Annotated in this window: 21 protein-coding genes; 7 read left to right on the top strand and 14 right to left on the bottom strand. The window is 74.1% G+C overall.

What is annotated here, in order from left to right; all coding sequences use genetic code 11:
• Window positions 1-11: 11 nt before the first annotated feature.
• The 3 genes from QSK00_RS12875 to QSK00_RS12885 form a co-directional block, all read right to left on the bottom strand.
• Window positions 12-665 carry a DUF2461 domain-containing protein gene (locus tag QSK00_RS12875; protein WP_285591158.1) on the bottom strand — a complete coding sequence of 218 codons (654 nt, stop codon included), beginning with the start codon at window positions 663-665 and terminating at the stop codon, window positions 12-14.
• A 28-nt stretch (window positions 666-693) separates the two neighbouring features.
• Entirely contained in the window at window positions 694-2,115 is a 1,422-nt protein-coding gene (locus tag QSK00_RS12880; RefSeq protein WP_285591160.1) for a DEAD/DEAH box helicase, read from the bottom strand.
• A gap of 144 nt (window positions 2,116-2,259) precedes the next feature.
• Window positions 2,260-2,778, bottom strand: coding sequence for a VldE C-terminal domain-containing protein (locus QSK00_RS12885; RefSeq protein WP_285591161.1), 519 nt, complete (start codon window positions 2,776-2,778; stop codon window positions 2,260-2,262).
• A 136-nt stretch (window positions 2,779-2,914) separates the two neighbouring features.
• Between QSK00_RS12885 and QSK00_RS12890 the strand changes: the two genes are divergently transcribed.
• Window positions 2,915-3,139 carry an FmdB family zinc ribbon protein gene (locus QSK00_RS12890; RefSeq protein ID WP_285591163.1) on the top strand — a complete coding sequence of 75 codons (225 nt, stop codon included), beginning with the start codon at window positions 2,915-2,917 and terminating at the stop codon, window positions 3,137-3,139.
• A 52-nt stretch (window positions 3,140-3,191) separates the two neighbouring features.
• Here the strand turns inward: QSK00_RS12890 and QSK00_RS12895 are convergent, their stop codons facing one another.
• Both QSK00_RS12895 and QSK00_RS12900 read right to left on the bottom strand, forming a co-directional pair.
• A complete protein-coding gene (locus tag QSK00_RS12895; RefSeq protein ID WP_285591165.1) occupies window positions 3,192-3,542 on the bottom strand; it encodes a hypothetical protein in 351 nt (116 codons plus the stop codon).
• A 207-nt stretch (window positions 3,543-3,749) separates the two neighbouring features.
• The gene (locus QSK00_RS12900; RefSeq protein WP_285591167.1) at window positions 3,750-4,220 is read right to left on the bottom strand and encodes a hypothetical protein; all 471 of its coding nucleotides are present in this window, start codon (window positions 4,218-4,220) and stop codon (window positions 3,750-3,752) included.
• Between the two features lie 216 nt (window positions 4,221-4,436).
• Between QSK00_RS12900 and QSK00_RS12905 the strand changes: the two genes are divergently transcribed.
• Window positions 4,437-5,111, top strand: a complete 675-nt coding sequence (locus QSK00_RS12905; protein WP_285591169.1) for a metal-dependent transcriptional regulator — start codon at window positions 4,437-4,439, stop codon at window positions 5,109-5,111.
• Between the two features lie 76 nt (window positions 5,112-5,187).
• Entirely contained in the window at window positions 5,188-5,730 is a 543-nt protein-coding gene (locus tag QSK00_RS12910; RefSeq protein ID WP_285591171.1) for a YbhB/YbcL family Raf kinase inhibitor-like protein, read from the top strand.
• A 43-nt stretch (window positions 5,731-5,773) separates the two neighbouring features.
• On the opposite strand, the gene QSK00_RS12915 is transcribed toward QSK00_RS12910, so the two are convergent.
• The 5 genes from QSK00_RS12915 to QSK00_RS12935 form a co-directional block, all read right to left on the bottom strand.
• Window positions 5,774-6,037: a hypothetical protein gene (locus QSK00_RS12915; protein ID WP_285591172.1), complete on the bottom strand. Its 264-nt coding sequence runs from the start codon at window positions 6,035-6,037 to the stop codon at window positions 5,774-5,776.
• 120 nt (window positions 6,038-6,157) lie between these two features.
• Window positions 6,158-6,637 (bottom strand): nucleoside deaminase, encoded by a 480-nt coding sequence (locus QSK00_RS12920; protein ID WP_285591174.1) that lies wholly within the window; start codon window positions 6,635-6,637, stop codon window positions 6,158-6,160.
• Window positions 6,638-6,648: 11 nt separating this feature from the next.
• Window positions 6,649-8,058, bottom strand: a complete 1,410-nt coding sequence (locus tag QSK00_RS12925; protein ID WP_285591176.1) for a cytochrome P450 — start codon at window positions 8,056-8,058, stop codon at window positions 6,649-6,651.
• Window positions 8,055-8,672, bottom strand: coding sequence for a TetR/AcrR family transcriptional regulator (locus tag QSK00_RS12930; RefSeq protein ID WP_285591178.1), 618 nt, complete (start codon window positions 8,670-8,672; stop codon window positions 8,055-8,057). Before QSK00_RS12930 ends, QSK00_RS12925 begins: the two co-directional genes overlap by 4 nt.
• Before the next feature lie 39 nt (window positions 8,673-8,711).
• On the bottom strand, window positions 8,712-9,182 hold the full coding sequence (locus tag QSK00_RS12935; RefSeq protein WP_285591179.1) for a DUF5709 domain-containing protein: 471 nt from the start codon (window positions 9,180-9,182) through the stop codon (window positions 8,712-8,714).
• A gap of 323 nt (window positions 9,183-9,505) precedes the next feature.
• Between QSK00_RS12935 and QSK00_RS12940 the strand changes: the two genes are divergently transcribed.
• From QSK00_RS12940 to QSK00_RS12950, 3 genes are read left to right on the top strand one after another with little or no spacing between them, the layout of a single operon-like run.
• Window positions 9,506-10,117: a sulfite oxidase-like oxidoreductase gene (locus tag QSK00_RS12940; RefSeq protein ID WP_285591180.1), complete on the top strand. Its 612-nt coding sequence runs from the start codon at window positions 9,506-9,508 to the stop codon at window positions 10,115-10,117.
• Window positions 10,107-10,820: an FAD-binding oxidoreductase gene (locus tag QSK00_RS12945; protein WP_285591181.1), complete on the top strand. Its 714-nt coding sequence runs from the start codon at window positions 10,107-10,109 to the stop codon at window positions 10,818-10,820. Before QSK00_RS12940 ends, QSK00_RS12945 begins: the two co-directional genes overlap by 11 nt.
• Window positions 10,813-12,210, top strand: a complete 1,398-nt coding sequence (locus tag QSK00_RS12950; RefSeq protein WP_285591182.1) for a dihydrolipoyl dehydrogenase family protein — start codon at window positions 10,813-10,815, stop codon at window positions 12,208-12,210. The genes QSK00_RS12945 and QSK00_RS12950 overlap by 8 nt, the downstream gene beginning before the upstream one ends.
• A 64-nt stretch (window positions 12,211-12,274) precedes the next feature.
• On the opposite strand, the gene QSK00_RS12955 is transcribed toward QSK00_RS12950, so the two are convergent.
• The 4 genes from QSK00_RS12955 to mgtA form a co-directional block, all read right to left on the bottom strand.
• Entirely contained in the window at window positions 12,275-12,913 is a 639-nt protein-coding gene (locus tag QSK00_RS12955; protein ID WP_285591184.1) for an NAD(P)-dependent oxidoreductase, read from the bottom strand.
• A complete protein-coding gene (locus QSK00_RS12960; protein WP_285591185.1) occupies window positions 12,910-14,052 on the bottom strand; it encodes a magnesium transporter MgtE N-terminal domain-containing protein in 1,143 nt (380 codons plus the stop codon). The genes QSK00_RS12955 and QSK00_RS12960 overlap by 4 nt, the downstream gene beginning before the upstream one ends.
• A gap of 204 nt (window positions 14,053-14,256) precedes the next feature.
• Window positions 14,257-15,891: an NRAMP family divalent metal transporter gene (locus QSK00_RS12965; RefSeq protein ID WP_285591187.1), complete on the bottom strand. Its 1,635-nt coding sequence runs from the start codon at window positions 15,889-15,891 to the stop codon at window positions 14,257-14,259.
• A gap of 74 nt (window positions 15,892-15,965) precedes the next feature.
• Window positions 15,966-18,563: a magnesium-translocating P-type ATPase gene (gene mgtA / locus QSK00_RS12970; RefSeq protein ID WP_285591188.1), complete on the bottom strand. Its 2,598-nt coding sequence runs from the start codon at window positions 18,561-18,563 to the stop codon at window positions 15,966-15,968.
• Between the two features lie 263 nt (window positions 18,564-18,826).
• On the opposite strand from mgtA, the gene QSK00_RS12975 reads away from it, so the two are divergent.
• Complete coding sequence (locus tag QSK00_RS12975) at window positions 18,827-19,177, top strand: ArsR/SmtB family transcription factor (protein ID WP_285591190.1); 351 nt, start codon at window positions 18,827-18,829, stop codon at window positions 19,175-19,177.
• Window positions 19,178-19,248 lie beyond the last annotated feature (71 nt).

The following is a 19,248-nucleotide window of genomic DNA, read 5'->3' on the forward strand; positions in this document are numbered from 1 at the left end:
GACGGCCGGGGTCACCGTCGTCGTCGGGAACTCTCCGCGGCGTCGTCGAGGGTGACCCCGACGTGCGCGTTCATCCACTCCGCGAGCGGATCCATCCGCCGCCAGGCCGCCGCGACACGCTCGGCGAGCTCCGGGGTGTGCAGCTCGTCGGAGGGCTCCCACGAGGTCCAGGCGTAGAGGGCCTTGTGGCGGAGCAGGTCGATCCTGGGGTGGTCGGGATCGGTGCCGCGGGGTCGGGTCTTGAGGCGCTCCCCGCCGAGGGAGAACCCGTCGTCGTGCAGATCGGCGACGATCCGTTCGAGCTCGGGCCCGTGCCGGTCGTCGTCGACCGCGGCCCGGTACCGCGCGACCTGACCCGGGACCATCGCGTAGTAGCCGGCGGCGACCATGATCCCGTCGGCCGAGACCTGGACGTAGTGGGCGCCGGCGGTGGCGCCGCACTGCGTCTTGTAGGGCACCTTCTCCTTCGAGAACCGCACGTCCCGGTACGGCCGGAAGATGCGGCCCTCGCCGAACTCGGGCTCGAGGCTCAGCAGCAGGGCCTGCATCGGTGCCCGCACGTGGTCCTCGTACAGGTGCTTGTTGTCCTGCCAGTAGGCCTTGGTGTTGTCGGCCTCGAGGCCCTCGTAGAAGTCGACCGCCGCGTCGCCGAACCCCGTGAACACGGTCGACGACGCTAGTACGGCGGTCGGCTCAGCGGCTGCGTCGGGCGCGGGGAGCCCCGGATCCGGACCCGGCCGCGGAGGCCGCCTGTCCGCCCCGGCCACCTCGACGTCGGCCGCCGCCACCGCTCGGGGCCTGCCCGCCGGTGCTCTGGCCGCCGCCCTGCGGGGCGCCGCCCCGGCCACCCCGTCGACGCGGCCGGCCGCTGCGCGAGGAGCCCGACGACGGGCGGGCCTGCTGCTCGGGCGCCTCGGCCACCGGCATCTCGGCGGGCGGGGCGGCCTCGCCGACCAGGTCGCGGATCTCGCGCGACCCCGGGGTGACCTGCACGGTGCGCGGCTTGATGCCGGCCTGGCGAGTCAGTTTGTTGACGTCCGAGCGCTGGTCCGGCGAGGCGAGGGTGACCACGTCACCGGCCGAGCCGGCGCGGGCGGTGCGCCCGGAGCGGTGCAGGTAGGCCTTGTGCTCGGCGGGCGGGTCGACGTGCACCACGATGGTGACGTCGTCGACGTGGATGCCGCGCGCGGCGATGTCGGTGGCGACGAGGACGCGGACCTCGCCGTCACGGAACCAGCCCAGGTTCCGGTCGCGGGCGTTCTGCGCGAGGTTGCCGTGCAGCTCCGCGGCCGGGATGCCCGACGCAGCGAGCTTGCGGGAGAGCTTGCGGGCGGCGTGCTTCGTGCGGGTGAACAGCATCGTGCGGCCGAGGCCGCCGGCGAGCTCCTGCACGATCTGCGCGCGGTCGCCGGGGGCCACCGTGAAGACGTGGTGGGTCATGTCCGGCACCGGCTCGGCGGCGCGGTCGACGCTGTGGGTCACCGGGGAGCGGAGGAACTCCTTGACGACCTTGTCCACCTCGCCGTCGAGCGTCGCCGAGAAGAGCAGGCGCTGGGAGTCGGTCGGGGTGCGGCGCAGCAGGCGGCGCACGGCCGGGAGGAACCCGAGGTCGGACATGTGGTCGGCCTCGTCGAGCACCGTGACCTCGACGCGGTCGAGGTCGAGGATGCCCTGGCCGATGAGGTCCTCGAGGCGGCCGGGGCAGGCGATGAGGAGGTCGACGCCGCGGCGCAGCGCGTTCTCCTGCGGGCGCTGGCCGACGCCGCCGTAGACGACGGTCTGCTCGAGCCCGAGGGCCTCCGAGAGCGGGGCGAGCGCGTCGCGGACCTGGCTCGCGAGCTCGCGCGTCGGCAGCAGGATCAGCGCCCGCGGGCGGTTGGGGCGCGTCGGGGCGTCGCAGCGCGCGAGCTTGGCCAGCACGGGGAGACCGAAGGCGAGGGTCTTGCCCGATCCCGTGCGCCCGCGGCCGAGGACGTCGCGTCCGGCCAGGGCGTCGGGGATCGCGGCGGCCTGGATCGGGGTGGGCTCCGTGATGCCGCGGGGGGCGAGGAGCTCGGCGATCGAGGGCGAGATGCCCAGGCCGGTGAACGTGGTGATGTCAGAGATGAGGAGCACCTAGCGTCGGGGTGGGTCCGCCCGGGCGGTGCTCGCGCGTCGCGAGGGCCAGGCGGCGTGCGCGTCACGCATCGGGGGTGTCGCGCTCGTTCGCCAGTGTCTCACGGAGATCGTCCGGGATGCCGTCGAACGTGATACTCGTCCTCAGGGGCGCACACTGACGTGGACGTGGTCGTAGTGCCCGCCGGTCGCGTCGGTCGGGTCGTAGACCCCGCCGCCGTCGTAGGGCCGGCCCCATCCGTCCTGGTCGGCGGACCCGCGGAACCAGATGCGGCCCTGCCAGATCACGTACCGGACGCGCAGCTCGGTCGCGTTCTCCCGCAACCACGTCGCCATGGCCCACCCCGCGGCGAGCTCCTCGCCGGCCGGGAAGCGCCCGGAGCGGGTGGGGAACAGGTCGCACGCGCGCCCGGCCGGGTGGTCGCTCGACGGGTTCCATGCGTGCTCGGACCAGCAGCTCACCCCGCGCAGGTCGGCGTCGAAGCGGGCGACCGCCGCGTCGTGCAGGCGCCGCGTGGTGGGCGTGAGGCAGCCGTCGCCCGTCGGGTCGTCCTCGCTGCACGCCTCGGGCGGCGGGGGCGCCGCGACCTCCCACACGTCGGCGGCGGTGACCCCGCGGCTCGTGGCGACCCAGGCGGCCCCGGCGGCGAGCAGCACGAGCACCAGGACGGCGACGAGGGTGCGGGTGGTGGTTCGGGCGATGTGTCCAGGATAGGAAGATCGGTCGTGATCCGGCGGTGAGTCGTGGCCCCCCCGCCGGCCTTCCGGACGGCGGGTGGCGCGGCCTAGGGTCGCGGGCATGGCCGTGTACGAGTTCCGGTGCCGGGAGTGCGGGTCGACCTTCGAGGTCAACCGGCCCATGCAGCAGGCGGGCGACCCCGCCGACTGCCCGGACGGGCACGCCGACACCGTCAAGCTGCTGTCGACCGTCGCGCTCGGCGGGAAGGCGCGGACCGCGCAGCGACCCGCCATGGCGCCGTCCGGCGGCGGCGGGTGCTGCGGCGGCGGCGGGTGCTGCGGCTGACCGCGGGAGTGGACCGTGTCCGTCGGACACGGTCCACCGGACCCGCCCCGGCCTAGGCGCCCGGAACGGACGGCGCCGCAGGAGCCCCCGGCACGGCGGGTGCGGCGGGGACGTCCGGCGCGGCGGGCACCGCGGGCACCGCGGGCGCGCTCGGCACCGCGGGCGCACCGGGTGCCGTGGGCGCGCTCGGGACCGCGGGCGCACCGGGCACCGCCGGCACGTCCGGGACGGCCGGAGCCCCGGGCACCGCCGGGGTACCCGGGACCGACGGTGCGGTCGGTGGTGTCACCTGCCCCGCCACGGCGGGTGTGGCCGGCAGGACCGTCGCACTGGCGACGGGTGCGACCACGACGGCCGCACCGATCGCCATCATGGCGGCAGCGGCCGCGATCCGAACGCGCATGTCTCCCCCGATCGACTTCATCCGCTGGAGCAGTCGGCCCCAGTTCTCGGCGGTGTCGAGCAAACGCCCGGGGGGTGATCACGACAAGTGAGCGCGACACGCCGCACTCGATCGTGCGGTTCGGGTCTCCGCGATCTTGTCGGCGCCCGGGCCCTGTGCCTCCGGCGTGTCGGGCGCCGCCACGGTTCCGCGCCGGCGCCCGACCGCTCAGCCGGTGGAGACCCCGCCGCCGGCGCCCACCGGGCCCGCTCCCACGCCGCCCGAGCCGGACACGGACGGGACGCCCGGTGCGCCGGGCAGTGCGGGGGCCGCGGGTAGCGCGGGCGTCAGGAGCGTGGGCACGGTCGGCAGTGCGGGTGCGCTCGGCAGTGCGGGTGCGCTCGGCACGGCGGGTGCGCTCGGCACGGCGGGTACGGCAGGGACGGCGGGGAGGGCAGGGACGGCCGGGACCGGCACCGCGACCCCGCCCGACGCCGATCCGTTCACGCCCACCGAGCCCGACGGCGGCGTCGGGTCGGCCAGCCCGAGCGAGCTCAGCAGGTCGGAGACCACGGGGATGCCGTGGTCCGTCGTCCCGGTCGGCGGCGAGACCTGGTCGGCCATCGCCACCGGTGCGCTCCACAGCGCCGCACCCGCCACCACCACCGCCGCCAGCGCGGCCTTCGTCCTCGTCCTCATCGTGTGCCCCCGCACTCTCGATGCCGGCCCGATCGCCGTCGCGATCAGGCGACGAGGAGGAAACGCTGCGTGCTCGTGTGCGACAAGAATTGTCGACACGCGGAACTGATGGTGTGGTTCGGGGTCACTGTGCTTCCTGTGACCACGGATCGTGGCGGAGATTGCTCGTCATGGAGTCGCAGGTCCCGGGGCGGTCGCGGCGATATCGTGGTGACCGTGGAGGGTGGCGCGCACTCGGCGGCGGTCGACGACTACGTCAAGGCCGTCTACAAGCTCGTCGAGTCCGAGGGCACCGCGACCACCTCCCGCCTCGCGCTGCGACTGGGCCTGTCGGCATCGTCGGTCTCCGGGATGGCGCGCAAGCTCGCCGACCTCGGGCTGGTGGAGCACCGCCCGTACGCCGGGCTCACCCTGACCGAGGCCGGTCGCCGGCACGCGCTGTCGATGCTGCGGCGCCACCGGCTCATCGAGACCTTCCTGGTCCAGGAGCTCGGGTACGGCTGGGACGAGGTGCAGGACGAGGCGGAGGTCCTGGAGCACTACGTCTCCGACACCTTCCTCGCCCGCATCGACGCCCGCCTCGGCCACCCGGAGGTCGACCCGCACGGTGACCCGATCCCCGACCCCGAGGGCCGGACGGTGGAGCAGGAGGCCTGTGTCCTCTCGCTGCTCGAGACCGGGTCGACGGGTCGGCTGGTCCGGGTCGACGAGGAGGACCCGGCGGTCCTGCGTCACCTGAAGGAGCGCGGCTTCGGCCTGGGCACCGAGGTGGTCATGCGCGGGCGGCACCCCTTCGGCGGTTCGTTCATCGTCTCGCTCGGCGGCGATCCCGAGGAACACCTGCTCGGCCCGGAACTCGCAGCCGCCATGTGGGTCGCCGGCGGCGAGTAGGGCCCGGTGCATGATCGGACTGCCGTCCGGGGAAGAGACCTCACGGAATCGTCCACGATCCAACGAGGAGGACCCCGTGGCGTCGCAGCCGCCGGACCCGTACAGCTTCCTGCCCGAGGTGGCCACCTTCCAGGTGACCTCCACCGACGTCACCGACGGTCAGCCGGTCCCGAACTCGCTGGTCAGCGGCATCATGGGTGCCGGTGGCGAGGACGTGTCGCCGCAGCTCGAATGGTCGGGCTTCCCCGAGGGGACCAAGAGCTTCGCGGTCACCTGCTACGACCCGGACGCCCCGACGGCCAGCGGGTTCTGGCACTGGGCGGTCACGAACATCCCGGTGACCACGACGTCGCTGCCGACCGACGCGGGCAACCCGGACAAGGGCCTGCTGCCCGAGGGCGCGGTCACCCTCGCGAACGACGCCGGCGCCCACCGCTTCATCGGGGCCGCCCCGCCCGGAGGGCACGGGCCGCACCGCTACTTCTTCGTGGTCCACGCCGTCGACGTGGAGGACCTCGGGGTGGGGGATGACGGGAGCCCGGCGTTCCTGGGCTTCAACCTGTTCTTCCACTCGATCGGCCGCGCCACGATCACGCCGACCTACGAGGTCGCGGGCTGAGAAACCGTTCCGGACCCGGTGTCCACCGGGCCCGGAACGCGTCTCAGCGCTCGAGCAGCTCGTCCATGAACGCCTCGAGGTCCAGCGGGCGTCCGGCCACGTCCTCGAGACGCGGGGCCGGTCGGATGTCCGCGGTCGCCTCCTCGACGGCCTGGCACACCAGCGCCAGCTCCTCGGCGCCCAGCACCCGGAAACCGCGGGTGACTCCGTTGTAGGGGCGCCGCCACTCGACGGCGGTCAGCTCGGTGCCCTCGATCTCCCACATCACGACGCGGTTGCCCATCCAGGGCACAGAAGTCGTCGGCATCGCCATCACCACCTGATCCGTGCTGGTATCGACCACCACAGCACTGGGGCGATCGCCGCAGGATGCCTGCCCGGAGCCGCCGTCACACCGCCGAGTGGGCCGGGTGACAGGCGATGCGGGTCACCCCCGTCCGTGGAGGCGGCGGTGCAGTTCCCGGACCTCCTCGTCCAGGCCGGGCGCCGGGCCCTCGACGACGACGCCGGGCGCGACGGCCGCCACCGGCAGCGCCGCGACCGGCCCGGGGCGTTCGCCGAACTCGACGAGCCAGCCGCTGAGCTGCGCCGATGAGCTCGCGTAGACGATCCGACCGAGCCCGACCCAGGCGTGCGCGGCCGAGCACATCGGGCAGTGCTCGCCCGAGGTGTAGACCGTCGCGCCCGGACGGTCGGCCGGCGGCATCGACTCCGCCGCCCACCGCGCCAGCGCGAACTCCAAATGCAGCGTCGCGTCGGAGCCGGTGTTCACCCGGTTCCGGTCCTCCGCGAGCGCCGTGCCGTCCGGCCCGACCAGCACCGACCCGAACGGCTCGTCGCCGGCCTCCAGCGCCTCGCGGGCCAGCTCGACACAGCGGCGGAGATGGACGAGATCGGCGTCGCGCACGCCCGGGGAAGCTACAGCCGCTCGAGGCGCAGCGGCAGGTGGTCGGCCGGGGTCGGACCCGTCGTCAGGCCGACCGGCATCACGTAGTCGGCGGGGACCGACCAGCGGAAGCGCCGCAGCATCGCGTGCATGATCGCCTTGACCTCCATGCCGCCGAAGTGCAGGCCGATGCACTTGTGGACCCCGCCGCCGAACGGCATCCAGGCGAAGCGGTGGGACTTGTCCTCGGCGCGTTCGGGGGCGAAGCGGTCGGGGTCGAACTCGTCGGGCCGGTTCCACCACGGCTCCATGCGCTGCGAGGCGTGGATGCCGAGCGACATGAGCGTCCCGGCGGGGATGTGGAAGCCCTGCAGCTCGGCGTCGCGGACGGTGATCCGGGCGAGCTGGCCGACCGGGGCGTACATCCGCAGCGTCTCGCGCATCGCGAGGTCGAGGGAGACCAGCGAGTCGAGCTCGGCGCCCGTCAGGTCGTCGGAGTCGAGCGCCAACGACTCCTCGCGCAACTTCTCCTGCCATTCCGGGTTCTTGGCGAGCAGGTAGCTCATCATCGACAGCGTGATCGTCGACGTGTCGTGCGCCGCCATGAGCAGGAAGATCATGTGGTTGACGATGTCGTCGTCGGAGAACGTCTCGCCCTCGTCGCTGCGGGCGCGGCAGAGCACGCTGAACATGTCGCGGCCCTCGCCCGCGCGCTTGACCGGGATCTGCGCGGCGAAGTAGTCCTCGAGGACCTTCCGCCCGTCGAGGCCCCGTTTCCAGGAGCCGCCCGGCACCGGCGCCCGGACCACCGCGACGCCGGCGTGCACGGTGTCGACGAAGGCGCGGTTGACGCGGTCCGCCTGCGGGCCGAGCTCGGCGCCGACGAACACCTCGGTGCCGATGTCGAGGGTCATCTGCTTGATGCGGTCGTAGATGCGGATGCCGTCGCCGGTGGTCCAGTCGTCGAGGCTGCGCCGGATCCGCGGGTTCATCACCTCGAGGTACTCGGCGAGCCGGTCGCGGGTGAACGCCTCCTGCAGGATGCGCCGGTGGGTGCGGTGCTCCTCGAAGTCGAGCAGCATCACCCCGCGCCGGAAGAACGGGCCGATGAAGAAGCCCCACCCGTCGGCGTTGCCGAAGTACTTGTCCTTGTTGACGAGCACCTGGCCCAGCGCGTCCGGGCCCAGCACCGACACCATGCGCCGGCCGAACGCCCCGGTCCACGACACCGGGCCGTAGCGCTCGTACTGCTGCCGCCCGAAGCCGAGCATGTCCGACGCGAACTCCAGGGACCGCCCGACGACGGGCGTGCCGAAGTCCCCGGGGACCGCCTCCAGCCCGCTACCGGGCGGGGGCGGCGCGAGGGGCGCGGCGGTCGACGGCACCCGGCTCAGAGCCGTGGCCAGGCCGCTCTGGATGCGGTGCGACAGTGGTGCCGTCATCGGTCCTCCCGGAAATCGGCCGCCGCCACCACGAGGCGGGCGCAGCGCATGACGAGGTGCTCGGCGTCGACGGCGAGGCGGCCGTCGAGCCAGAAGCCGACGGCGTCGACGATGCCGGCGGTGAGCAGCACCGTCGTGACGTCGAGGTCGTCGGGGGACAGGAGCGGTCGCGCCTCGACGATCAGGCGGGCGAGGAAGGCCGCGAACGCGGCCACGGTGTCCTGACGGCGGGCCGCGAGCACCGGGTGCCCGACCGCCTCGCGGTAGAGCCGGGCCGACCGTGGGTCGCGGGCGAGCAGTGTGACGGTCGCCCGGACCGCGGCGTGGGCCCGGGCCTGCAGGTCGCCCGCGGGCACGGCGGCGGCGGCCTGCTCGGCCTGGCGCAGCGCGGTGTCCGACGTCGCCTCGAACAGCGCCGCGAGCAGGTCGTCCCGGCGGGCGAACGACTCGTAGAAGTAGCGCTCGGTCAGCCCGGCCGCCCGACAGACCGCCGTCATCGTGAAGTCGGCGACCCCCCGCTCGCCCACCACGTCCAGGGCGGCGTCGAGCAGCCGTGCGCGGCGCTCGGCCACGCGCTCCGCGGCGCTCGCGCCCTGGAAGGTGCGGGTGGGCATGCACCCATCCTGACAGGACGCCCTGTCAGGAAGGAAGACTCAACCCTCCTCCTGACCGATCACGTGCACCGCGGCCTCCTCGGCGCTCGCGCCCGCACCGTCGACGCCCACGTCGTCGGCGTAGCCCTCGTCGCCCTCGTCGCGCAGCACCAGCCGACCGGAGCGCGCGTCCCCGACCTCGTCGTCGTAGAGCTCGCCCGCCGTGTCGCGGGAGTCGCCGAGGCCGTCGGCGCCGAGGTCGTCCGGGTCCTCGGGGATCTCGCGGCGCAGCCGGTCGTCGAGCGGCTCGCCCTCCTCCTCCTCGCGCTGCGTGACGCCCCAGGCGTCGACGCCGCGGGTGCGCTCGTTCGGCACCCAGCCGGCGTCGAGCGGGTCCTCGGGGTCGCGTTCGGGAGCGTCGCCGTCGAGCAGGTCGGCCTCGTCGAGCTGCTCGAAGGAGGTGTCGTCGACGGAGTCGCGGTCGTCGGCGGGGAGGTCGTCGGGGCTGTCGGGCAGCTCGGTCCCGGTCATGGTGGTCCTCTCGGCGCTCACGGGTGAACGCGGTCGATCCTGCCCGGGCACGCTCCGGAGCGTTGCCTCGACCGACCGTGGAGATTCCCCAGGTCGTCCCGACGACGGGTGTGACCGGCTCGGCGGACCCCGGTCGGGTCGGCGAGCCGTCACTCATCCGGCCCTCCGGGCCCGGCGCAGCCCGACGGTGATGTCTCGCCGGAGCCGCGTCGGCACCCGCACCGACCGGCGTCGGGAAGGAAGCGCCGCGCTGCGTCGTTCGACCGACGCGAGCGGACACGGCCCATCCCTAGGGTGTGGCGGCGAGGTCGAGAGGAGCCGGTATGGCGATCACACGAGGGTTCTCCGGGCGGCGCAAGCAGGCGGAACGCGACCCGCGGCTGCCCCCGGGCCAGTACGACGTCGGGAAGTCGTGGCCGGTGCTGACGGCCGAGCCGACCGGCCGGGTCGACGCCGAGCGGTGGTCGCTGACGATCGACGGGCTCGTCGCGCACCCGACGTCGTGGTCGCTGAAGGAGCTCAAGGCCCTCGGACAGGACACCTACCGCGGCGACATCCACTGCGTGACGACGTGGTCGAAGCTCGACACCTCGTTCACCGGGATCAGCCTGGACACCCTGCTCGACGTGGCGCAGCCGCTGCCGGAGGCGCGGTTCGTCGTCGAGGAGTCGACGACGCGGTACCGCACCAACCTCCCGCTCGAGGACGTCACGGGTGGGAAGGCCTGGGTCGTGTGGGAGCACGAGGGCAAGCCGCTCACGCGCGAGCACGGCGGACCGGTGCGGATGCTCGTGCCGCACCTCTACTTCTGGAAGTCCGCGAAGTGGATCTCGAAGATCACGCTGCTCGACCACGACGAGCCGGGCTTCTGGGAGATCAACGGCTACCACCACCGCGGCGACCCCTGGCAGGAGCAGCGCTTCGATGGCGACTGAGGACCGGAAGCTCGCGGCCACCTGGCGGGACGCGAAGGTCGTCTCGGTCGACCACCACGGCGAGCTCGGAGTGGTCCTGCGCCTCGACGTGCCCGACCGCGTCGTCCACCGCCCCGGCCAGCACTACGTCCTGCGGCTGCGCGCCGAGGACGGCTACACGGCGAGCCGCTCCTACTCCGCGGTGTCGGCCCCGTCGGACGACCTGGTCGAGCTGTACGTGGAGAAGGTTCCCGACGGCGAGGTGTCCGGCTTCCTCGCCGAGGTCGTCGAGCCGGGGGACCTGCTGGAGTGCCGCGGTCCGATCGGGCGCTGGTTCGCCTGGGACGGCCAGTCGCCCGCCCTCGGGATCGGCGGCGGCAGCGGGGTGGCGCCGCTGGTGTCGATGCTGCGGCACGCCCGCGACGTCGGGCACCCCGAGCTGCTGCACCTGGCGGTCTCGGCGTGGACCGCCGACCACCTGCCCTACCGCGAGGAGCTGGAGTCGTCCGGCGCGCTCGTCGCGTACTCCCGGCAGAAGGGCGGATCGCGCCTGGACGCGGCCGTGATCGCCGCGGTCGCCGACCCCGGCGCGACCGCGTTCGTGTGCGGCTCGGCACGATTCACCCTGGCGATGGAGTCACACCTCCTGTCCGCCGGGCAGCCGGAGTCCAGCATCCGGATCGAACGGTTCGGGCCGACGGGAGAGAGTGCGGAGAATGGCTGACATCGACGTGGACGTCGTGGTGATCGGCGCGGGCCCGGTGGGGGAGAACGTCGCCGACCGCGCGCACCAGCAGGGCCTGAGCGCCGCGGTCGCCGAGGCGGGCCTGGTCGGGGGCGAGTGCTCGTACTACGCGTGCATCCCGTCGAAGGCGCTGCTGCGGCCGGTCGACCTGCGGGCCGCGGTGGAGCGCATGCCCGGTCTCGACGTGGGCCCGGTGGACGCCGCGAAGGTCTTCGAGCGGCGCGACCAGTTCGCGAACCCGGACGACTCCGGCCAGGCCGACTGGCTCGACGGCGCCGGCATCACGCTGCTGCGCGGGCGCGGCCGGATCACCGGCGAGCGTGCGGTCGCGGTGGACCACGGCGACGGCACGACGACGGAGGTCGCCGCGCGCTACGTCGTCGTCGCGACCGGCTCGGTGCCGACCTACCCGCCGATCGACGGCATCGACGAGGTCGACGCCTGGACCAACCGCGAGGCCACCCAGGCCTCCCGCGTCCCGGACTCGCTGCTGATCCTGGGCGGCGGGGTGGTCGGCGTGGAGATGGCGACGGCCTACCAGCGGCTCGGGAGCCGCGTGACCCTCGTGCAGCACGGCGAGCGGCTCGTCCCCTCCGTCGAGCCCGAGGCGTCGCGGCGGCTGCAGGCCTCGCTCGAGCGCGACGGCGTGGACGTGCGGCTCGGTGTCTCCATGACGGCGGTGAAGCGGGACGGCAGTGAGGTCGTGGCCTCGCTCGACGACGGCTCGGAGCTGCGCGGCGCCGAGCTGCTGGTCGCGGCGGGCCGGAAGCCGGCCACGTCGGACCTCGGGCTGGACACGGTCGGCCTGGAACCCGGGAAGCCGCTCGACGCCGACGAGACGACGACGGTGCAGGGCGACTGGCTCTACGCCGTCGGCGACGCCTCGACGGGCGCGAAGCTGACGCACATGGGCAAGTACCAGGCCCGGATCTGCGGCGACGTGCTGGTTGCGCGCTCGCGGGGGGAGGAGCTCGGTGGGCGCTACTCGAAGCACGCGGCCACCGCCGAGTCGACGGCCGTCCCGCAGGTGATCTTCACCGACCCGCAGATCGCGGCGGTGGGGCACACCTCGGAGAGTGCCGAGCGCGCCGGGCTGACCGTGCGCGCCGTCAGCTACGAGATCGGGAACACCGCCGGCGGCTCGCTGCAGGCCGACGGCTACGACGGGTTCGCGACGATCGTGGTCGACACCGACCGCGAGGTCGTCGTGGGCGCGACCTTCGTCGGCCAGGACGTCGCCGACATGGTCCACGGGGCGACCATCGCGATCGTCGGGGAGGTGCCGCTCGCCCGCCTGTGGCACGCGGTCCCGTCGTTCCCGACGATGTCCGAGGTCTGGCTGCGCCTGCTGGAGACGTACGGGATGTGAGCTCCGCTCAGGTGAGCACTAATCCGTGTTCGGGCACGGATTTGTGCTCACCTGGCGAAGCCACCTAGTTGCTGATCGCCGGCGACGCGCGCAGGTACGTGGTGCTGGTCAGCTGGTCGACCAGGAACCGCGCGACGTCGGCGCGGGCCATCTCCACGCCGATCGGGTCGACGCCGAGGAAGCCCGAGCGGATCGGGTTGCCACCCGGCACGTCGATCGGCGCGAACATGCGCGCCACGGTCCAGTCGAGCTCCGAGGTGGTCACCGCCTCGTGGATGCCCTGCACCTCGGCGAGCGCGCCGGGGATGAGGATGCCGATGCCGATCGGCACGAGGCGGTCGAGCAGGCGGGGCCGGTCGCGCGGGTCGGGGACGCTCACGGTCACGAGCGACACCAGACGACGGACGTCCGCGGCGTGCATCGCCTTGACGATGGTGCGGGTGCCGTCGGTCAGCGGCGTGTCCGACAGGAACGGGTCGATCGGCGGCCCGTAGGCCGTGATCACCCCGTCGGCGCCGTCGACGGCCCGGGCGACCGCGTCGGTGTCGGAGAGCTCGGCCTCCACGACGTCGACCGCGTACTGCAGGTCCCCGAGCTTCTCGGGGCTGCGCACGAGGGCGGTGACCTCGTGCCCGTCGGCGAGGAGGTGATGGACGACGAACCGGCCGACCCCGCCGGTCGCCCCGAACACGGTGACCTTCATGGGGTGGGATGGCTCACGGGAGGTGTGCCCAACCGTTCCGTGTCGGGCAGCACACCCGGGGCGGGCAGGTCACGGCGTCGCCAGTCCGCCGGGACCGTCGCCTCGAGCGCGTCGTCGACGGTGACCACGCCGAGCACCCGGCCGTCGCGGTCGACCACCGGGAGCGCGAGCAGGTCGTAGTCGCTCATCAGCACGGCGACCTCGACGACGTCGGCGTCGGCCCGCACCCGCACGGGATCCGGCTCCGCGACGGTGGCCAGCGCGGCCGTCGGGTCGGCCTGGACCAGGTGCACGAGCGGCACGCTGCCGCACAGCCGGTCGTCGGCGTCGAGGGCGAGCACGGTGGCGAGCACCCCCGGCTGGACGGCCGAGGTCCGCACCCGGTCCAGGACCTCCCCGATGGGCGTCGACCCGGGCAGCGCGAGGTGGTCCGGGATCATCAGCCCGCCCGCCGACGTCGGCTTGTAGCCCAGCAGGGCGACGACCTTCGCCCGCCGCGGGGCGGGCAGGAGGTCGAGCACCCCCCGCCGGCGTTCCTGGGGCAGGTCCATGAGGGCGTCGGTCGCGTCGTCGGCGTCCATCCGGGCGAGCACGGCGGCCACGTCGTCGTCGGTGCGGCCGCGGAAGAGCCGGGTCTGGTCGTCCTCGTCGAGCTCTTCGAAGACGTCGGCCTCCAGCTCCGGGTCCGCGTGGACGCGGTCGAGCAGCTCGGCCTGCTCGGCCCGCGACGCGTCCTCCAGCAGGTCCGCGAGCTGGGGGGCCTTCAGGGCGCGGAGCCGGTCGAGCGGGGTGCGGGCGAGGACCGAGGGCGCGTGCCCGATGAGGGCCTCGAAGGCGAGCCAGTCGCGGCACCGGGCGCCGTCGTCGTCGGTGACGGCCACCGGGCCGGGGAGCAGCCGGCCGAGCGCCCGCCGCCACCACGCACGCGGCCGGACGTCGACCCCGACGAGCGTGGCGGCCGCCGGGGTGACGGCGAGCTCCAGGTCCCACGCGGTGACCAGGGCGGCGGCGGGGACGTCGATGAGGCGGTGCCCCAGGATGTCCTCGCGCAGCAGCACCTCACCGTCCCGGCGGGCGAAGGGCCGGAGGTCGAGCCGGTCCCCGCGCAGGGTGAGGTCGGTGGCGCTCCAGTCGACCACCTCCTCGGCGGGCAGGAACGAGGCGGTGGCCGCCGACGTCGGCGACGAGCCCGGTCACGGCCGGGTGGTCGTGCCCGCGCAGCCGGACGATCACGTCGGCGATGCGGCCGAGGTGCTGGTCGTGGGTGCCGCGGACCGGACGTCCGAGGAGGTCGTGCAGGGATCGCCGGTTCATGGTGCTTCCTTCCGGGGTCGGGGCGGGACTCACGACGCGAGGGCGAGCTGGACGATCCGGACGACGACCATCCCGACGGCGACGACGAGGTAGCCGCGGAGCACGGTCAGGCCGACCCGACGGCCGCGGGAGAGCTCCGGGCGGGTGAGCAGGGCCAGCGGCGGCATCCGCCACGAGGTGCGCTCCGGGGCGGCGGGCCGGGGAGTGCGCGGCCGGCGCAGCCCGACGACGAGGGCCACCAGCCCGACGAGCAGCGCGAGGCCCCCGCCCGCCCCGAGGATCGTCACGATGGCGCCGGCGGTGATGTCGGGGAACACGACCGCGGCCGTGAGGACGATCGAGAGCAGCACGAGCACCGCGATGACGACGACGGTGAGCAGGTTCCGCACCCGCCCGTTGACCCACGGCCCGAGGACCTCGCGGTCGTTGCAGAGCAGGAGCAGGAACACGCTCGCGGAGGGCAGCAGGACGCCCGCGAGGGTCTGCACGCCCTCGGTGAGCAGCCCGAGCGGGCTGCCCGGGATCACCACGACGACGGCGGCGAGCACGAGGATGCCCGCGAAGACCGCGTAGAAGCCCTTCGCCTCCCGGACCCCGCGGTGCAGGGAGTGCTTCAGCCCGAGGACGTCGCCGATCGCGTAGGCGGTCGCCAGCGAGACCGCGGCGGCCCCGATGATCGAGGCGTCGATGAGCGCGAGCGCGAACATCACGCCCGCGGCCGGGCCGACGTAGCGCCCCAGGCCGTCGGCCACCCCGCCCGCGTCGGTGAAGTTCCCGAACTCCGGCTGCCCGGCGAACGCCGTCGCGGTGAAGGCCATCATCGCGCCCGCGCCGATCACCACGATGACGATGCCGATCCACAGGTCGGCCTTCTCGTAGTTCATGAAGCGGGGCGTGATGCGCTTGTCGATCACGTAGGACTGCTGGAAGAACAGCTGCCACGGCGCCACGGTGGTCCCGACGATGCCGATGATCAGCAGCATCACCGTCGACAGCTCGCCGCCGGGCAGGCCGAGCACCACGAAGTCGCGGGCCAGCTGCCCGATCGGCGGGTGCGCCATGACGAGGATCGGGATCAGCAGCACGTTCCCGACGACGAGGACCAGGCAGACCCGCTCGAACCGGCGGAAGCTCCCGGTGGAGGCCGCCGCGACCACGACGACGGCGGCGACCAGCACCCCGGGCACGGTCGGGAGCCCGAGGTAGGACAGCCCGAGGCTGATGCCGATGAACTCCGTGACGATCGTCAGGCCGTTGAGCAGGAACAGGTCGATGACGCTGAACGCGCCCCAGAAGCGGCCGAACCGCTCGAGGATCAGCCGCGCGTGCCCGACGCCGGTCACCGCGCCGAGACGCAGCACCATCTCCTGGTTGAGGTAGAGCACCGGGACGAGCAGCAGCAGCGTCCAGAGCAGGCTCGTCCCGTAGTTCTGCCCGGCCTGGGTGTAGGTGCCGAAGGCGCCGGCGTCGTTGTCGCCGACCATGACGATGAGGCCGGGACCGACGATGGCGACGAGGGTCTTCAGGCGGGCGGGGAGGGTCACCCGCGCGCCGGTGTCGTCGAGGCGGACGGTGCCGAGGGCGCCGTGGATGTCGCCGAGGTGGGCGTCGTCGAGAACCGCGCTGTCGGCGCTGCCGCGCTCGGTCGGGGTGGGCGTGGCCATGGTTCAGCTCGCTCTCATGGTCATACGATCGTTTGAACGGAGGTCGTGGGGAGGGGCTACGGGAGCGGGGCGGACTAGAGCCAGCGGCCCCGTCGGCGCAGGTGCAGGGCCTTGAGCACCTGGGCGAGCGCGGCGTAGCCGAGCACCGCGGCCCCGATCCACAGCAGGTAGACCGCCGGCAGGCCCTGCATCGAGAGCCGGCCGGCCAGGGGGCTGAAGGCCAGCAGGAGCCCCACCCCTGCCGCGGCGCCCGTCGCGAGGACCACCGGCCGTCGGGGGAGACGGCGCCACGGAGCGCCCCGGGTGCGCAGCACCAGCACGATCGCGAGCTGGGTGAGCAGGCCCTCGACGAACCAGCCGGCGCGGAAGCGGTCCGGCGCCGACCCGGCGTCGAGACCCCACCAGAGCACCCCGAAGGTGGCGAGGTCGAACAGCGAGGACAGCGGCCCGAACGTCAGCATGATGCGGATCAGGTCCGAGGTGTCCCAGCGGCGCGGCCGTGCGGCGTACTCGGGGTCGACCCGGTCCCACGGCAACGCCAGCTGGGCGGCGTCGTAGAGCAGGTTCTGCACCACGAGCTGCAGCGGGAGCATCGGGAGGAAGGGCAGCACGACGGCCGCGGCGACGAGCGTCAGCACGTTGCCGAAGTTCGAGCTCGCCGTGATCGTCACGTACTTGAGGGTGTTGCCGAGGGTCCGACGGCCCTCCACGACGCCGGCCGCGAGGACGGCGAGGTCGGGGTCGGTGAGCACGAGGTCGGCCGCGCGCTTCGCGGCCGGCGTCGCGGAGTCGGGGGCGATGCCGACGTCGGCGACGCGCAGCGCCGGCGCGTCGTTCACGCCGTCGCCGACGAAGCCGACCACCCGGCCGCGGGCGCGCAGCGCGGTGACGACGCGGGCCTTGTGGGCCGGGGTGACCCGGGCGAACACCCGGGCCCGCTCGAGCAGGCGCCCGAGGCGGGCGTCGTCGAGCCCGTCGAGGTCCTCGCCGACGACGACGTCGGCGGCGGGGATGCCCGCCTGGTGCGCGACGCGGGCCGCGACGTGGCGGTTGTCCCCGGTGAGCAGGAGGACCTCGACGCCGTGCCGGGCCAGGTCGCGCACGGCCGCCGGTGCGCTCTCGCGCACCGGGTCGACGAACCCGACGAAGCCCACGAGCGTCAGGCCCTGCTCGTCGCGCTCGGAGACCTCGCCCAGTCGCGGCAGCCGCTTCGCCGCCACGGCGAGCAACCGCAGACCCTGGTCGGCGTGGGCCCGCGCGAGATCCTCCGCCGCGAACCGGCGGCCGGGGTCGAGCGCGACCGCGTCCCCGTCGAGCCGCGCCTCGTCGCACCGGGGCAGGACCTCGTCCGGGTCGCCCTTGGTGATCATGAGGCGTTCGCCGTCGCGCCGGCGCACCACCGCCGTCGCGCGGCGACGCACCTGGTCGAAGCCGATCTCGTCGACCGGGGTGTAGAGCGCCTCGTCGAGCGTGTCGCTCGGGTCGGCGAGCTGGTCGAGCACGGCCTCGTCGAGCCGGCCCACGGGCGCGATCTGGGAGCGGACCGCCAGGACGGCGTAGGCCGCGGCCTCGTCGTCGGGGTGTCCCCACGGGTCGATGCTGTGCGTCGCGAGCAGGCGCTCCTCGGTGAGCGTCCCGGTCTTGTCCAGGCACACGACGTCCGCGGCGCCGAGGTCCTGCACCGCGTTCAGCCGGGTGACGATGACGTGCGCCCGCGCGAGCCGGCGCGCGCCGCGGGCGAGGGTGGTGGTGACGACGACGGGCAGCATCTCCGGCGTCAGGCCGACCGCGACCGCGGCGGCGAAGAGCAGCGCCTGCCCCCAGTCGCCGCTGACGGTGCCACTCACGGCGAGCACGATCGGGACCAGGACGAGCATGAAGCGCACGAGTGTGCGGCTCACGTCGCGGACGCCGCGGTCGAAGGAGGACTCGGGGCGGTCCCGGGCGGCCCGCCGGGCCAGGGCCCCCGAGTAGGTGGCGGGTCCGACGGCGACGACCACCGCCGTCGCGGTCCCGGCGACCACCTCGGACCCCGCGAGGCACAGCACCGGGGAGTCCTCGGGGCCGGTCCCGCCCGTCCCGGTCGCGGACTTCGCCACCGGCAGGCTCTCGCCGGTGAGCACGGCCTGGTCCACGAAGAGGTCCGCGCTGGTGAGCAGGCGGAGGTCGCCGGGCACCACGTCGCCCGGGGCGAGCAGCACGAGGTCCCCGGGCACGACGTCGCCGACCGGGACCTCGCGGTCGCACGGCTCGACGTCGTCGTCCGCGCGCCGCCGGACGGTCACGGTGGTGACGAGCCGGGGGCGGACCGACCGCACGGCGCGCTCGGACCGGACCTGCTGCCAGCGGCGCAGCCCCACCGAGGCCACGACCATCACCGCGACGGTGCCGGCGCCCCGGAGGTCGCCGACGACGAGGAACACGACGGCGAGCCCGGAGAGCAGGGCGACGAACGGGCTGCGCAGCGCGCTCCAGGCGGCGACGAGCGCGGACGGGCGCGGGTCGAGGTCCGGGACGTCCGCGCCGTGCCGGTCCTGACGGCGGGTCGCCTCGGCCTCGGTGAGGCCGTGCGGTCGGGTGTCGAGCGTGCGGAGCACCGCGAAGGCCGGGTCGGCGGCCACCTGCCGCAGCGAGGTGGTGCCGGGCAGGGGGGTGGGCAGGACGGTGGGCATGGTCGGTCCCTGTCGCTGGTCGAGCGGTTCGGGGGCGCGCCACCACGCGGATCGACCGGACACGGGGGACCTCAGGGGTCCCGGGGGGTCCGACCGCCCGCGTGGCGGCCCGGACTTCCGTCGTCGGTCATCGGGCTCCACCTCCTCGGGTCGCAGGTCGGACTCCGTCGCCTGGTGCGGCGACCGGGACAGTAGACGCCCGCCACGCACGGACGGTCAAACGATTGTGCAAGTATGCTCCCTCACGTCGGAGAGGAGACACGATGGCCCCGTCGGACCCCGGGAACGCGCCCGATCCCGCCGTGATCCAGGACGCCGCGGGCACGTTCGGCCTCCTCGCCGCCACCGTGCGCGTCGAGCTGGTCTGGCTGCTCGCGGGCGGGGAGCGTGACGTCGGCACCCTGGCCGAGCTCACCGGCCAGTCGGTGGCCACCGTGAGCCACCACCTCGGCAAGCTCCGGCTCGCGGGCCTGGTCAGCGCCCGCCGGGAGGGCAAGCACCAGGTCTACGCCGTGGACGACCCGCACGTGGTCGACCTCGTGCGGGGCGCCGTCGCCCACCACGAGGAGCTCCGGCAGACGCCGCCGGCGCGTCGGCGTCGCCGTGGTGCTTGACGCGCGGCCGGGCCGCCCGGCCCCCCGTGGCGCCTCCCGGCCCGTCGTGCTCGTCCCGCGCCCGCCCGTTC

The sequence above is a fragment of the Actinomycetospora sp. NBRC 106378 genome, assembly GCF_030269685.1.
Taxonomy (GTDB): Bacteria; Actinomycetota; Actinomycetes; order Mycobacteriales; family Pseudonocardiaceae; genus Actinomycetospora.